Source organism: Pontibacter diazotrophicus, assembly GCF_003367245.1.
GTDB lineage: Bacteria > Bacteroidota > Bacteroidia > Cytophagales > Hymenobacteraceae > Pontibacter > Pontibacter diazotrophicus.
Genome location: NZ_QRGR01000013.1, coordinates 13,492 through 28,403 on the forward strand (window position 1 = coordinate 13,492; position 14,912 = coordinate 28,403).

Sequence of the window (14,912 nt, forward strand, 5' to 3'; positions counted from 1 at the left end):
ATGAACTATTGGCTCGTCATCGGGGTGTCATTTTGCTACCTGGCTTTGCTCTTCGGGCTGGCTTCATGGGCAGAAACGCGTTCAGCGGCGGGCAAGAGCTTTGTGAGCAACCCGTATATCTATGCCCTCTCTATGGCGGTGTACTGCACCGCCTGGACCTATTACGGCAGCGTAGGGCGTGCCGCCACTTCAGGGCTGGAATACCTTGCCATCTACATAGGCCCCACACTGATGGCCCCGCTGTGGTGGGTGGTGCTGCGCAAGATCATTCGCATCTGCAAAGTGCAGCGTATCACCACCATTGCCGACTTCATTTCCTCGCGCTACGGTAAGAATATAACCTTGGGTAGCATCGTGACGGTGGTGTGTGTGCTGGGCGTGATTCCGTACATCTCTATCCAATTGAAAGCCATTGCCAGCAGCCTGAGTGTGTTAACAAGCACGACCATGGAGGCAGAGGCTTTCCCGGACACTTCTTTCTTCATTGCTATTGGGCTGGCACTGTTCACCATTGTGTATGGCACGCGCCATATAGAAGCCACTGAACGGCACGAAGGAATGGTGACGGCCATTGCTTTTGAGTCGGTGCTGAAGCTGGTGGTGTTTATAGTGGCGGGTGTATTCGTGACCTACTTTGTCTTCAATGGGTTCGATGATATTATGGCGCAGGCGGTACAGCTGCCAGACTTTGAGGAGTTGATGACGTTCAGAAGTGAAGGTGGCTACGGTGAGTGGTTCTGGATGATATTCCTCTCGATGCTGGCAATCCTTTTCCTGCCCCGCCAGTTCCAAGTAGCCGTGGTGGAGAACGTAAACGAACAGCACCTGAACAAGGCCATGTGGCTGTTCCCGCTGTACCTGTTCGTGATCAATATTTTCGTGCTGCCCATTGCCTTGGGTGGTCGCCTGCTCTTTGCCCCCGGCAGCATCGATGCCGATATGTTTGTGCTGGCTATTCCGCTGAGCCAGGGCCAGGGGGTGCTGGCGCTGCTGGTGTACCTGGGCGGTTTTTCGGCGGCTACCAGTATGGTGATTGTGGCGACCATTGCCCTGAGTGTGATGATGAGCAACAACCTGGTGATGCCGCTGATGGTAGGTACGCCCTACTTTAAAACAGGCAACCAGGACCGGCTGACGCGCTTCCTGATCTACAGCCGCCGCCTTTGTATTCTGCTGGTGCTGGTACTGGCCTACCTCTACTACAAAGGGGTGGCAGAGTACTACTCGCTGGTAGAGGTGGGGCTGGTGAGCTTTGCGGCAGTGGCACAGTTTGCACCGGCTGTTATAGGCGGCATCTTCTGGAAGGAGGGCACCAAAGGCGGCGCATTGGCAGGCATTATAATGGGCTCTGTGCTGTGGTTTTATACGTTAGTGGTGCCGTCTATGGTAGGTGTGAGCATGCTGCCAACGAGCGTGATGAGCGAAGGTGCTTTTGGGATAGCCCTGCTGAAGCCTTTCGAGCTTTTTGGGCTGCAGGGCCTGGATTATATCTCCCATGCTATGTTCTGGACCATGTCCCTTAACACAGCACTGTACATTGGGGTATCGCTGCTGAGCCGGCAGACCTCGCAGGAACGGAACCAGGCAGAGGTGTTTGTGGATATCTTCCGGTACTCTACTGTGTACGAATCATCTATCATCTGGAAAGGTACCGCTTACCTGCCTGACATCAGATCACTGTTAATTAGCTTTCTGGGGGAACAGCGTACAGAAAGTGCCTTGCAGACATTTCACCGGAAGTATCCTGCCCCTGAGAGCGAAACTGGTCTGGCGGACCCAAAACTGGTGACTTATGCCGAGAAGCTTTTGTCAGGCGTCATCGGCTCCTCTTCGGCCCATATCATGGTGGGCTCAGTCGTGAAGGAGGAGGAGATAAGCATAGACGAGGTGCTGGACATCCTGCGCGAATCGCAGCAACTCATTTCCATGAATAATGAGCTGCGGCGCAAGTCAAAGGAGCTGCGCCTGGCTACGGGGCAACTGCGCAGCGCCAACGAGCGCCTGAAGCAGCTGGATGAGCTGAAAGATGAGTTCCTTTCTACAGTTACACATGAACTGCGCACGCCGCTAACTTCTATCAGGGCATTGTCTGAAATATTGTATGATAACCCCGAGCTGGAGCGGGAGGACCAGGAGCACTTTCTGCAGACTATCGTGAAGGAGTCGGAGCGCCTGAGCCGCTTGATAACGCAGGTGCTGGATCTGGAGCGCTTTGAGAGCGGAAAACAGGAGCTGAACATAGCGCCAGTGCAATTGCGGGAGGTGGTAAAGGAATCGGTGGAAGCACTGGAGCGGTTGATAGAGGAGAAGGGGATTACGCTGGTGGTGGATGTACAGCAGAATCTGCCCCCGCTACTGGCCGACCGCGACCGCCTGATACAGGTGCTGGTAAACCTCATTTCCAACGCCATCAAGTTCTGTAACCCGGAACAGGGGGAAATTACGGTGTCGGGCTACTGGATTGATGGACAAGTGAAAGTGAATGTGATGGACAACGGCAAAGGCATAGACCAGGAGAGCCAGGAGCAGATATTCGATAAGTTTTACCAGGCCCGGAACCAGAACATCCGCAAGCCGGAGGGCAGTGGGCTGGGACTGGCTATCTGCAAAAAAATCATTGTGTCGCACAAGGGGCGGCTGTGGGTGGATAGTGAACCGGGCAAAGGCGCTAAGTTCTCCTTTACGTTGCCTGTAAATGTGCCGGTTCCGGCAGCTAAAGCATAATAGTATGAAGCAGGAAAAAGAGAAGCTGAAAATACTGGTGGTAGATGACGAGCCCAGCATCCTGATGCCGCTGGAGTTCCTGATGCGCAAGAATGGCTTTCAGGTTTTTATTGCGCGCAACGGCACCGAGGCTATGGAGAGTGTGAACAGCGAACTGCCGCAGGTGGTGGTACTGGATATTATGATGCCCGATGTGGACGGCTACGAAGTATGCCGCCGGATCAGGGAGAAAAAAGAAATGAGCGGGGCAAAGGTTATTTTCCTTAGCGCCAAGACAAAGGAGGCAGATATCAAAAAAGGCTATGCGGCAGGGGCAGATCTCTATATTCCGAAGCCTTTCTCGACCCGCTTTCTGATGGAGAAGATAAAGGAGTTAACGGGAACTGTTTCAAAGTAAATGCTGAAGCTATGGAAACACACAATTCATCAACTAAAGACTACCTAAAGGCCTACAAGCAGAGCATAGAAAATCCGGAAGCTTTCTGGGGAGATCAGGCCGCGCGGCTTGCCTGGTATGAGCAGCCACAGCAGGTGCTCAGCACCGATGAGAACGGTTTTTACCGCTGGTTTAAAGGTGGTAAGCTGAATACAGCCTACCTGGCCCTGGATTTTCACGTGGAAAACGGTCGCGCCGACCAGACTGCCCTTATCTACGACTCCCCGGTTACAGATACTATAAAGAAATACAGCTACCGGGAGCTGCGCGATTTGGTGGCTCACTTTGCCGGTGCCCTGCAAGGGCTGGGGGTGGAGAAAGGAGACACGGTAGTGATTTACATGCCCGTGATTCCGGAGGCGGTGGTAGCGATGCTGGCCTGTGCCCGTTTAGGGGCCATACACTCCGTGGTGTTCGGGGGCTTTGCCCCACACGAACTGAGCGTGCGGATTGATGATGCGAGGCCAAAAGTGGTGGTCTCCGCCTCCTGCGGTATTGAGTTCGACCGTGTGATACCGTCGTACAAGCCGCTACTCGACAAAGCCCTGCAGGATAGCATGCACAAGCCCGGCCACACTGTTATTTTCCAGCGGCCACAGGTAGCAGCAGCCATGCAACCCGGCCGCGACCTGGATTTTGCAGACCTGCTGCAGCAAGCCGAGCCAGCAGATTGCGTGCCCGTAGATGCCACCGATCCGCTTTATATTCTGTATACTTCCGGCACCACCGGCAAACCCAAAGGCATTGTCCGCGATAATGGGGGGCACGCCGTGGCGCTGAAGTACAGCATGAAAGCCGTGTACGGTGTGGACCCGGGTGAAACCTTCTGGGCGGCCTCGGATGTGGGCTGGGCCGTAGGGCACTCTTACCTCGTGTATGGCCCATTAATCCATGGCTGCACCACTATACTGTTTGAAGGCAAGCCGGTGCGCACGCCGGATGCCGGTACATTCTGGCGTGTTATACAGGAGCATCATGTAAAGGTGCTGTTCACGGCGCCAACCGCTTTCCGGGCCATAAAAAAAGAAGACCCGGAGGGGGAGTTTAAAAAGAAGTACGATTTACCTTCCCTCAAATACCTGTTTCTGGCTGGTGAGCGCTGCGATGTGGCCACGTATTACTGGGCAAAAGACATGCTGAAAGTGCCGGTAATAGACCACTGGTGGCAGACAGAGTCGGGCTGGCCGATGGTAGCAAACATGGTGGGGCTGGAGGAACATGCTCCCAAACCGGGTTCTGCCGGAAAGCCGGTGTGCGGCTACGATGTGCAGATTCTGAATGAAAAAGGTAAACAGCTCATCCCAAACCAGGAGGGCTACGTAGCGGTGAAGCTGCCCTTGCCTCCCGGCTGCCTGCCCACCCTGTGGCAGGATGATGAGCGCTTTAAAAAGGCTTACCTCGAACGCTACCCCGGTTATTACCTGACCGGTGACGGCGGCTATATAGATGAAGACAACTATGTCTATATTATGGGACGTATAGATGATGTCATTAATGTATCCGGTCACCGCCTTTCCACCGGGGAGATGGAAGAAATGGTAGCCTCGCATAAAGCCGTGGCCGAATGTGCCGTAGTTGGCATAGCCGATGAGCTGCGAGGGCAGCGCCCTATCGGGCTGGTAGTGCTGAAAGACGGGCAGACCATTTCTGAGGCGCAGTTAGAGGAGGAACTAGTGGCGCACATCAGGGAAAAAATAGGAGCCGTGGCTTGTTTTAAAAACGTGCTGATCGTGAACCGCTTGCCTAAGACCCGCTCCGGTAAGATACTCCGTAAAATCATGCGCCACATAGCCGACGGCACTCCTTATACCGTACCATCTACAATAGATGACCCGGCCATTCTGACAGAGATACATGACCGCCTGAAAGAAAGAAAAACAGGAAATGCCTTTGCCAGCTGATTTAAGAGAACACTGACCTTACAGAATAATATAAGTTTGAGCGAGGCACACATTCCATAGTGATGACCTCTTTTCATAAGATAAACCATAACACAAAACCGAACCTTAGCCATGATCAACTATCAAGTTAAAACCAATGAAGAATATCAGGAAGCTTACAAGCGCAGTGTAGAGGATCCGGAAGGCTTCTGGACCGATATAGCCGATACCTTTACCTGGCGGAAGAAGTGGGACAAGGTGCTGGAGTGGAACTTTGAAGAACCGAACATCAAGTGGTTTCAGGGCGGCAAACTCAACATAACTGAGAACGTCCTGGACCGCCACCTGAAGTCGCGCGGCAACAAGCTGGCCCTTATCTGGGAGCCAAACGACCCGAAAGAGCGCTTTATACGCTATACCTACCGCGAGCTGTACGAGAGGGTGTGCCAGTATGCGAATGTGCTGAAGAAGAACGGGGCAAAGAAAGGCGACCGCATCTGTATCTATATGCCCATGATTCCGGAGCTGGCGATAGCCGTGCTGGCCTGTGCCCGCATTGGTGCCATTCACTCGGTGGTGTTTGCCGGTTTCTCTGCCTCGGCCATGGCCGACAGGATAAACGACGCCCAGTGCAGCATGGTGCTGACGTCGGATGGCCTGAACCGCGGCGCCAAGCAGATACCCGTAAAGCGCGTGGTGGATGAGGCGCTGGAGAGTTGCGAATCGGTGCAGAAAGTAATTGTGGTGGAGCGCCTGGGCTGGGCTGTGAACATGAAGGAAGGCCGCGATGTGTGGTACCATGAGGAAGTAGAGGGCGTAAGTAAAGAATGCCCTGCCGAGGAGATGGATGCTGAAGATATGCTGTTTATCCTGTATACTTCCGGGTCAACGGGCAAGCCGAAAGGGGTGGTGCATACCTGTGGCGGCTATATGGTGTATGCGCAGTATAGCTTCTGCAATGTGTTTCAGTTAGAGGAGAGTGATATTTACTGGTGCACGGCCGATATCGGCTGGATAACGGGGCATACCTACTTGCTGTACGGTCCGCTTTTGGCCGGCGCTACCTCTGTCATGTTTGAGGGAGTGCCGACCTATCCGGACAACGGCCGTTTCTGGCAGGTGGTGGATAAGTTCGGAGTAACTATTTTCTACACCGCACCAACCGCCATCCGTGCGCTTATGGGCGGTGATATTGAAGATGTACTGTCTTATAGCCTGAACTCGCTGCGGGTGCTGGGCTCGGTGGGTGAGCCTATCAATGAGGAGGCCTGGCATTGGTACCACACCCACGTTGGAAAAGACCGAAGCCCGGTGGTGGATACTTGGTGGCAGACAGAAACGGGCGGCATCATGATTTCTACCTTAGCTGGTGTAACGCCCATGAAGCCGAGCCACGCGGGCTTGCCGCTGCCAGGTATACAACCTATACTGGTGGATAGTGACGGCAACGAGATAAAAGAAAATGGCGTGGAAGGCTACCTGTGCATGAAGTTTCCGTGGCCGGGCATTATCCGCACCACCTACGGAGACCATGAGCGTGCCCGCCTCAGCTACTTCTCCACCTACAAAGGTTTATACTTTACAGGCGATGGTGCCAAGCGCGACGAAAATGGATTGTACCGCATTATTGGTCGCGTGGATGATGTGATAAATGTGTCCGGCCATCGCTTCGGAACAGCAGAGATTGAGGAAGCCATTAACCATAACAAGCATGTGGTGGAGTCGGCAGTGGTGGGCTACCCGCACGATGTGAAGGGGCAGGGTATCTATGCCTTTGTTACGCTAAAGGATAAGCCGGAGCACATGGATTGGCTTCGTGCAGAGATAATCGAGACAGTGGTAGAAAAGATTGGCAAGATTGCTCGTCCGGACAAGATACAGGTGGTAAGTGGCCTGCCCAAAACACGCTCCGGTAAAATCATGCGTCGCATTCTACGCAAGGTAGCCGAAGGCGACACTTCCAACCTGGGTGACACCTCTACACTGTTAGACCCTACTGTAGTAGATGAAATAAAAGAAGGCGCTTTATAAGCGGCATTCTGATTTGCTTAAAAGCCCTGCAGTGCATGCTGCAGGGCTTTTTTGTGCTTGTGCTACTTTGCTTCTCAAAAATCATGACGGTTATGTATAAAATGAAATCAAAGAGGCTGTAAGTGCTATAAAGTTTCTTGTATTGTTTTATATATATGCTTTAGTAAAAGCGCAGGAAGTAAGTCGAAAAAGCTATGAAGCCTGCTCTAAAGGCAGGCGAAGTTACTACGCATATAATGCAGACAACTATATGTTCACGCATATCTGGTAGTTGTAAGTCATTTTAATCACGGAAAAGTTTTCTTATGAAATATTTAATAATTTTCACTATCCTATTACTCATATTATTTAGCGCATCTGGTCAAGACAAAAAAGACTTAACTATTTCCGTTTCGGGTGGACTTTTAACTGGTCCTTACTACAATGAGGCTGCCCCTTATCTTTTTGGAGGAGTTGATTTCGATTATCACCTTAGTGGACGACATGTATTAGCAGCAAATTTCATTGGAGGCTATCATACATATTATGAAGATGAACCGCCAAATATTCCGGTTAGGGTTACCTACTCCGATGGAAATAATGCTACAGCAGAGTATACTACTTTTTCGGTGATGTATAAATATAAAATATTACACAATAACGCTATAAGCATCGTAACGGGTGTCGGTGCTGGAATAGTGACTCAATCTCTAGAGTATCCTTCTAGTAATGGAAATACAACATATAGAACAACCACTTCATGGTCAACCCTTGTTTTTCCAGTAAGTCTGGACTTAAACTTCATGATATCTGAGCACTGGCAAGCAGGACTAAAAGGAGGCTTCATAATTCATCCTGACTTTCCGATTTTAGCTTTGTATGCTGGGCCTAAGCTTTCTTATACTATTAAATAAAATACACTTACAACACCACCTATAGTGCATAAACGTACCATAGCCCAGCACATTAGGGTATGCACAAATGAATTAAAAAAATCTTTAACTTATGTTCAGTAAATTTAACCGATAACCTTACATACCCATGGAAGCTAACAAGATAAAAAATATACTCATCCAGCGCATCCAAGCCATAAACGATGAAGCTTTTTTGAATGCGCTTAAAGTATTAACGGACGCTAAAGTTGAGAATGACAAGTATAAACTTAGCCCGTTTGAGCAGGAGAAAATAAAAAAGGCAAGAGAACAACATGCCAACGGTGAGACTTTCTCACAAGAAGAAGTTCAGCGAGATGTAGATTCATGGCTAAAAAGCGCATAGTCTGGTCAAAAGAAGCTCGAGCAGACTTCAAAGCCACCTTGGAATTCTACAACGAAAGAAACGGAAGTAGCACCTATAGCAGAAAATTAGCAAATCAGGTTTTCAAAGCAACTGAAAATCTTCAGACTAACAATCACCTCGGCATAAGCACCTCTGACCCAGATGTACGGGTCCTAATTAAAGATACTTTCTCTATCTTCTACGAACTAAAGGGAGAAATAATTCTGGTTTTAATAATCTGGGATTCGAGAAGAAATCCTGATGAATTGAAAAAGTATCTGCCTTAACCAGACCTATCAGTTAGCTGCGCCAGCAGATAGCCGAGAACGTTAAGTGATCACTGGAATAATGAAAGACAAAAACTCCCATAAAACAATCTAAGCTAAAAGACCAGTGAAAACAAACCTTCTCTTCTTGGCCATTTTCTTAGCAATGATTTCTTGTAACAACCAAAACTAACAATGGACACAAAAAACGCGGATATAGTAAATCAGTATTTTGAACATTTTAACAACCACGATTGGGAGAAGATGGCAGAGATGTATACAGAAACAGCAGAATTCAAAGACCCATCACTCGGACAAGGGATCGTAACACAGACGCGTGAACAGATTGTCCAAAAGTACAGCGAACTAAGCGAAGTTTTCCCCAACTTGAACGACAAGGTTCTCCAGGTGTATCCTTCAGGAGAGAAGCATGTTATTGTAGAATTTGTATCGAGCGGAACAGCACCAGATGGTTCAGAATTTGAACTCCCTATCTGCACGATTTTCACAATTGAAAACGGGAAAATCATGAAGGACTTTACCTATTACGACAATTTCGAAGAATAAAAAGCCAGCACGTAATACGGCACAGGCTGTGCTGTGCAAAAGGTTGACTGGAATAGTAATTTGAAGAAGAGATTCTGATATATTTTGTAATGATTTTTTATGGCGGGAGTATAGCAAGTAATATTAAATTTAGTAAATACAAACCATGGTATTCATATTAAGAAACACATGGGGTATTATCAATAAAATGCTGATCCTTGTAAATGCTGCACTTCTCGGAGTTGTTACAGGAAAAGCAGCACTATTCAGCCCTAAAAAGGAGGGATATGTAAAGATTCCAGTTATTGCAAAGCAGGAAGCTGCACAGCAAAAAAAAACAGGAAGTGCGCCCGCGCACTTCCTGTTTTTGAATGTTCCTCTTACTTCACGCAGGAGGATATATAATGCTACAGTTTGTTCATCTTTGTGAGTTTCGCCTCAATGCCATGGTCCTGCATCAGCTCGGTTGCATACTTAAAGCTGCCATGGGGCACGAACAATCGTAAATCGCCGCCTTTCATTTTAGCAATAGATTCCAGAGCCTTCCACTTGCTCACCAGTTTACGCTTTTCATCTTCGTTTCCGTTTTTAACCACAAGCTCAAAGTAGTATTTGTTATCGCCGCGCTTGGCTGTGAAATCAGGTGTTAATACAAGTTCCTGGTTCACCATAGTTAAAGATGCCGGGCTATCATACCCCGTGAAATCTGCTTTGATATCTTTGTAACCGGACTTCACTGCATAATTTATAACCTGTTCAGCAAGTGAATTGTACTCCTCTGTGTTCTTTCGTGTGTATAGCATAGGTAATATTTAATTTTGATGAATAATATTTAAAAGCAGCCGAAGAGGATTATCAGACACAGGATTAAACGGAGCAGACTGATCACAAACAAGCACATCTAACCAGATGGTGCTATTGACTTAAGGGAGTGTAATTGGCTTTCCTTAAATTGAGCTTCATAAATGAAGCATGTTTGAAGGTAACAGCACCTTGGCTGTTCCAAATTCCTGTATAGCGACAGAAGCTTTGCAAGACCAGCATATAAACTGGCTCGTGCTTCCTGATGTATGAAATACTGATGATTTCCTCGGTATTTTTTAATTTACGGAAAATATACGTAAAAACCTAATTTTAACCTGTGTTTTTAGTGAATAAGTCTTGGTTATTAGAGGTTTAGTTAAACTAATATAGCCTGTTAACAGGGCAGGAATGCCGTTTTAAGGGAGATTTCCTTACCAGGTTTGCTAATTAAAAAATCAACGAATAAGCAGCAGTTACTATGGGTGCAAATTTCAAGAACAAATCGACGAATGAGGAGATAAGGCAGCGGTTTGATAACGATGTGGAGCGATTTTCTAACCTGGAAACCGGTCAGCAGTCAACCATTGATGCGCCCATTTCCCTTGAGCTTATAACGGATGCTGCTAAAGCAGTGAATCCTATGGCTGTCAATCTTCTGGATATTGGATGCGGGGCGGGTAACTACACTATAAAGATGCTAACGAAGCTTCCCGGCCTTCACTGTACATTGGTTGATTTGTCAAAACCAATGCTTGACAAAGCCTGTCGCAGAGTCCGGGAAACGACAAGCGGGCATATAGATGCTATACAAGGAGACATAAGAACGGTTGCACTGGCACCAGGCCATTATGATATTATACTTGCTGGTGCAGTCTTACACCACCTGAGAGATGATGATGACTGGAGGCTTGCCTTCAAGAAGATATACAGTGCATTGAGAGAAGGCGGTAGCTTCTGGATATCCGACCTGATTACCCATAGTTCAGAAGAAGTAAATGCGCTGTTTCAGGATAAATATAGCGCCTATCTGGCAAGTATAGGAGGGACCGGTTACAGGGATAGGGTTCTCAGTTACATAGAAAAAGAAGACAGTCCCAGGCCTTTAACTTTCCAGCTTGACCTGTTGAAAGAGGTTGGGTTCAGGCATGTGGAAATACTGCACAAAAACAGTTGCTTTGCAGCATTTGGCGGTATCAGGTAAGTGCCTCATATTCAACGTTCTTAACCCAGTTGCCATGTCTGGTTAAGGTTAAGTATTTATTGCCTGGAATCGGCTTTGCAAAATGAGGTGGTTTCCTTAGGCTGCCTGGTTGTACATTGGGCGCGAACAGTAGCTTCTTAAGTAAAAAAAGCACCTGTATAGAACTGTTAGCGCATATTGGCTGTTTAGGAGTCGTTCTAATATGCTACTTCACCTGATTTAATGGCATCACCTGCATGTTATCACATTATATAATCTTTTTTTGGATCAATATTTGAAACATACAGCATCTGGAGCCCAATCCTCACGATGTATAATTGCACCGTCAGTAAGATTTGCAACGAAAAATTAAGCGTAAAGCATTACTTTAGTGGCAAAATATCATTTGGGTGAACCACACGAACAGGTAAACCCACCTACTAAATAATTATCTAATCTAACACAAACAACCTTCATTGACAAATATGTCGAACTGGAAAAAAAATCTCACACTACTACTATTCGGTGCTGCTACCCTTTACGGCGTAGAAGCAACTGCCCAGCAAAGCAGCGCTACAGCTACACAAAAACAATTCATCGATAAGTCGAACATGGACGTGTCGGTAAAGCCGGGCGATGACTTTTATAGCTACGCCAGTGGTACATGGCTTAGAAATAACCCGGTGCCGGCAAAAGAAACCCGCTGGGGAAGCTTTAACCTGCTGCGCGATTTTAATATCAGCGCTGTGAAGGATATCCTTAACGAATCTGCTGCGAATAAAAGTGCTGCGCCAGGCTCGGTTGAAAAGCGCGTAGGCGATTTTTATGCCGCTGCCATGGATAGCGTGACCATCGATAAGCTGGGTTACACGCCTATCAAAAAGGACCTGAAAAGAGTAGGGGCAGTGAAAGATACAAAAGCCATACTAAACGAGGTGGCTTACCTGAGAACATCGGGCGCAGGCTCTCCTATGTTTGGCTTTTATGTAGGCCAGGACCGCAAGGATGTTAATAACATGGTTCCGCAGTTGAGCCAGGGCGGTACAACGCTGCCAGACCGTGACTACTACCTGAAAGATGATGCACGCAGCAAGAAAATTCAGGACGCATACAAGACTTATATCACCACCCTGTTTACTTTAACAGGCGTTCCGCAGGCAAAATCACAGCAAAATGCAGAGACCATCTTCAACCTAGAGAAGAAAATGGCCGAAGCACAAATGGCTCGTGTAGAGATGCGCGACCCGTACAAGACCTACAATAAATTCTCTGTTTCTGATTTCAGCAAAACCACACCGAACATTGACTGGAAGTCGATGATGGCAAAGATGAAAGTAACAGGCGAAGATACCATCCTGGTAAACAACCCTGCTTTCTTTAAAGAACTCGACGGTTTAGTAAAAGCGACACCTGTTACAGACTGGCAGACGTACCTGCAGTGGAACGTGCTGAAGTCAGCTGCTCCATACCTGAGCACGCCGTTTGTGGATGCTAACTTTGCTTATTCACAGGCACTGAGCGGACAGAAGGTGCAGACGCCACGTTGGCAGCGCATGTCATCCCTAACAGACGGTACCATTGGTGACCTGCTGGGACAGCTGTATGTGAAGAAGCACTTCAAGCCAGAGGCAAAAGAGAGAATGGAAGAACTGATCAGTAACCTGATCAAGGCTTACGAGATCCGCATCAACAACCTGGATTGGATGACAGCCACCACAAAAGAGAAAGCTCTGGCCAAGTTACACGCCTTCACTCCAAAAGTGGGTTACCCGGATAACTGGAAAGCGTATGATGGCCTGGAGATAAACCGTAAAACCTTCTTCCAGAACGTGCGCAATGCCGGTGTTTGGGGATACAATGACATGGTAAGCCAGTTAGGCAAGCCTGTAGACAGAACCAAGTGGGGTATGACCGCACCAACCGTGAACGCTTACTATAGCCCGGTGATGAACGAGATCGTGTTCCCGGCAGGTATCCTGCAGTTCCCGTTCTTCGATCCGAATGCGGATGATGCAGTGAACTACGGCGGTATTGGTGCTGTAATCGGACACGAGATTTCTCATGGCTTCGACGACTCCGGTAGCCAGTACGACAAAGATGGCACGCTGCGCAACTGGTGGACAGAGGAAGACCGCGCCAGATTCGAGGAGAAGGCTAAAGCGCTGCAGGAGCAGTATGACGCTTACACGGTACTGGACACTATTCACGTAAACGGTAAACTGACGCTGGGTGAGAACATTGGTGACTTAGGTGGATTAAGTGCTGCTTACGAAGCCTTTAAGATGACAGAGCAAGGAAAGTCTAACGAGAAGATTGACGGTTTTACCCCTGATCAGCGTTTCTTCCTGTCGTGGGCACAGGTTTGGAGAGGTAATATCCTTCCTGAAGCAGCGGCACAGCAAATTATCACGGATCCGCACTCACCAGGGGAATACAGAACCATTGGTGCTCCGGTAAACATGGATGCCTGGTACGAAGCGTTTAATGTGCAGCCGGGTGATAAGCTTTACAAAGCGCCGGAAGATAGAATCAGACTTTGGTAATATCTTTTGCATAATATTGAAAAGCCGCTCTGTCTTCTGATGGAGCGGCTTTTTAGTATTCTTAGATTACATAGGTGAAAAAACTTTATGTTTTTCTCTTTCTGTCAGCTTCACAGCAACCACCAAAGTAACATCATTATGCTGGCTTTTCGCCTCGCCGGCGGGGCCTTACTTTTCTCCTTGATGGGGGTAGGGGCCCTCTTAGAGAAAAGTAAGCAAAAGAATCAAGACAATTCGAAACTCGCTGAACGCTCAAACATCGAATTGTCAAATGGTGCACTTGGCAGTCTTGTCTGCTTCGTTGTTTCTGTGGTTTAGTTCAAACTTAACATCGACTTTTACCAGCAACTATTCCATAAAAGAAGACTTTAGCACGAAGTGAATGAGTTTCCAGTTTTTCTGAGAGGCGCCTTGTAGATTTCCGGTGCCACGATAGTGGCAGCCGATAGGCAGGGAATTTACAAGGCGCCGAACGGGAAAACGCGCCCTCGCGGGAGTGGAGCGCAAAGTTGCATCCATGCAAAAGGCTATTCATGAGTCGCTGGATGAACCGCCACTACGGCAGCTTAGACATACGAACTTGGCCAGCTTAAAGAACAATTCAGCTATATTTGCAGCAGAAAAGCATACATAACAACCGCTATGATCGACGAACAACATAACCCCTGGACAACCCTGTCCTCAAAAGAAGTCTATGAAAACCCCTGGATAAAAGTGCGTGAAGACCAGGTACTGAACCCGAAAGGCGGACAAGGCATCTATGGAGTGGTGAGCATGAAAAACAAAGCCATCGGCATTATTCCGATAGATGATGAAGGATACACTTACCTGGTGGGGCAGTACCGCTATGCTTTAAACGAATATTCTTGGGAGATACCGATGGGCGGCGGCCTGATTGAAAACGACATCCTGGAGTCGGCGAAGCGGGAACTGCAGGAAGAAACAGGCTATACGGCTGCTAAATGGACAAATATGATGAGGCTGCATACGTCTAATTCTGTTACCAACGAAGAAGGATTTGTTTTTTTGGCGCAGGAACTAACAGCAGGCGAAACAGCATTTGAAGAGACAGAGGAACTGCACATAAAGCGGGTGCCTTTTCAGGAGGCGGTGCGTATGGCTATGAATAACGAGATAACAGATGCCATCAGCGTGGCAGGCATTCTGAAGGCAGCCTTGCTCCTGCAGCAACAAAGGTAGCAAGCATACCACGGAAGCAGGTTTGTCGTTAGGACTATGCCCTGT

Annotated in this window: 13 protein-coding genes; 12 read left to right on the top strand and 1 reads right to left on the bottom strand. The window is 48.1% G+C overall.

Annotation, left to right across the window (positions count from 1 at the left end; genetic code table 11):
* The 9 genes from DXT99_RS13080 to DXT99_RS13120 all read left to right on the top strand — a co-directional run bounded on the left by DXT99_RS13080 (position 1) and on the right by DXT99_RS13120 (position 9,570).
* Positions 1-2,724, top strand: coding sequence for a sensor histidine kinase (locus DXT99_RS13080; RefSeq protein WP_115566015.1), 2,724 nt, complete (start codon positions 1-3; stop codon positions 2,722-2,724).
* Between the two features lie 4 nt (positions 2,725-2,728).
* Positions 2,729-3,121 carry a response regulator transcription factor gene (locus DXT99_RS13085; protein WP_115566016.1) on the top strand — a complete coding sequence of 131 codons (393 nt, stop codon included), beginning with the start codon at positions 2,729-2,731 and terminating at the stop codon, positions 3,119-3,121.
* An 11-nt stretch (positions 3,122-3,132) separates the two neighbouring features.
* Positions 3,133-5,061 (top strand): propionyl-CoA synthetase, encoded by a 1,929-nt coding sequence (locus DXT99_RS13090; RefSeq protein ID WP_115566017.1) that lies wholly within the window; start codon positions 3,133-3,135, stop codon positions 5,059-5,061.
* Positions 5,062-5,172: 111 nt separating this feature from the next.
* A complete protein-coding gene (gene acs, locus DXT99_RS13095) occupies positions 5,173-7,071 on the top strand; it encodes an acetate--CoA ligase (RefSeq protein ID WP_115566018.1) in 1,899 nt (632 codons plus the stop codon).
* Positions 7,072-7,376: 305 nt separating this feature from the next.
* Positions 7,377-7,964 carry a hypothetical protein gene (locus DXT99_RS13100; protein WP_115566019.1) on the top strand — a complete coding sequence of 196 codons (588 nt, stop codon included), beginning with the start codon at positions 7,377-7,379 and terminating at the stop codon, positions 7,962-7,964.
* A gap of 127 nt (positions 7,965-8,091) precedes the next feature.
* Positions 8,092-8,328 carry a hypothetical protein gene (locus DXT99_RS13105; protein ID WP_115566020.1) on the top strand — a complete coding sequence of 79 codons (237 nt, stop codon included), beginning with the start codon at positions 8,092-8,094 and terminating at the stop codon, positions 8,326-8,328.
* A complete protein-coding gene (locus DXT99_RS13110) occupies positions 8,310-8,615 on the top strand; it encodes a type II toxin-antitoxin system RelE/ParE family toxin (RefSeq protein ID WP_115566021.1) in 306 nt (101 codons plus the stop codon). The genes DXT99_RS13105 and DXT99_RS13110 overlap by 19 nt, the downstream gene beginning before the upstream one ends.
* A gap of 174 nt (positions 8,616-8,789) precedes the next feature.
* Complete coding sequence (locus tag DXT99_RS13115; RefSeq protein ID WP_115566022.1) at positions 8,790-9,161, top strand: nuclear transport factor 2 family protein; 372 nt, start codon at positions 8,790-8,792, stop codon at positions 9,159-9,161.
* A gap of 145 nt (positions 9,162-9,306) precedes the next feature.
* Positions 9,307-9,570: a hypothetical protein gene (locus DXT99_RS13120; RefSeq protein WP_115566023.1), complete on the top strand. Its 264-nt coding sequence runs from the start codon at positions 9,307-9,309 to the stop codon at positions 9,568-9,570.
* On the opposite strand, the gene DXT99_RS13125 is transcribed toward DXT99_RS13120, so the two are convergent.
* The gene (locus DXT99_RS13125; RefSeq protein WP_115566024.1) at positions 9,548-9,943 is read right to left on the bottom strand and encodes a hypothetical protein; all 396 of its coding nucleotides are present in this window, start codon (positions 9,941-9,943) and stop codon (positions 9,548-9,550) included. The two genes, DXT99_RS13120 and DXT99_RS13125, sit on opposite strands and share 23 nt — an antisense overlap.
* Before the next feature lie 479 nt (positions 9,944-10,422).
* On the opposite strand from DXT99_RS13125, the gene DXT99_RS13130 reads away from it, so the two are divergent.
* The 3 genes from DXT99_RS13130 (at position 10,423) to DXT99_RS13145 (ending at position 14,867) form a co-directional block, all read left to right on the top strand.
* Positions 10,423-11,145 carry a class I SAM-dependent methyltransferase gene (locus tag DXT99_RS13130; protein ID WP_115566025.1) on the top strand — a complete coding sequence of 241 codons (723 nt, stop codon included), beginning with the start codon at positions 10,423-10,425 and terminating at the stop codon, positions 11,143-11,145.
* A gap of 590 nt (positions 11,146-11,735) precedes the next feature.
* On the top strand, positions 11,736-13,667 hold the full coding sequence (locus tag DXT99_RS13135) for a M13 family metallopeptidase (RefSeq protein ID WP_246000726.1): 1,932 nt from the start codon (positions 11,736-11,738) through the stop codon (positions 13,665-13,667).
* 642 nt (positions 13,668-14,309) lie between these two features.
* A complete protein-coding gene (locus DXT99_RS13145) occupies positions 14,310-14,867 on the top strand; it encodes an NUDIX domain-containing protein (RefSeq protein WP_115566027.1) in 558 nt (185 codons plus the stop codon).
* Positions 14,868-14,912 lie beyond the last annotated feature (45 nt).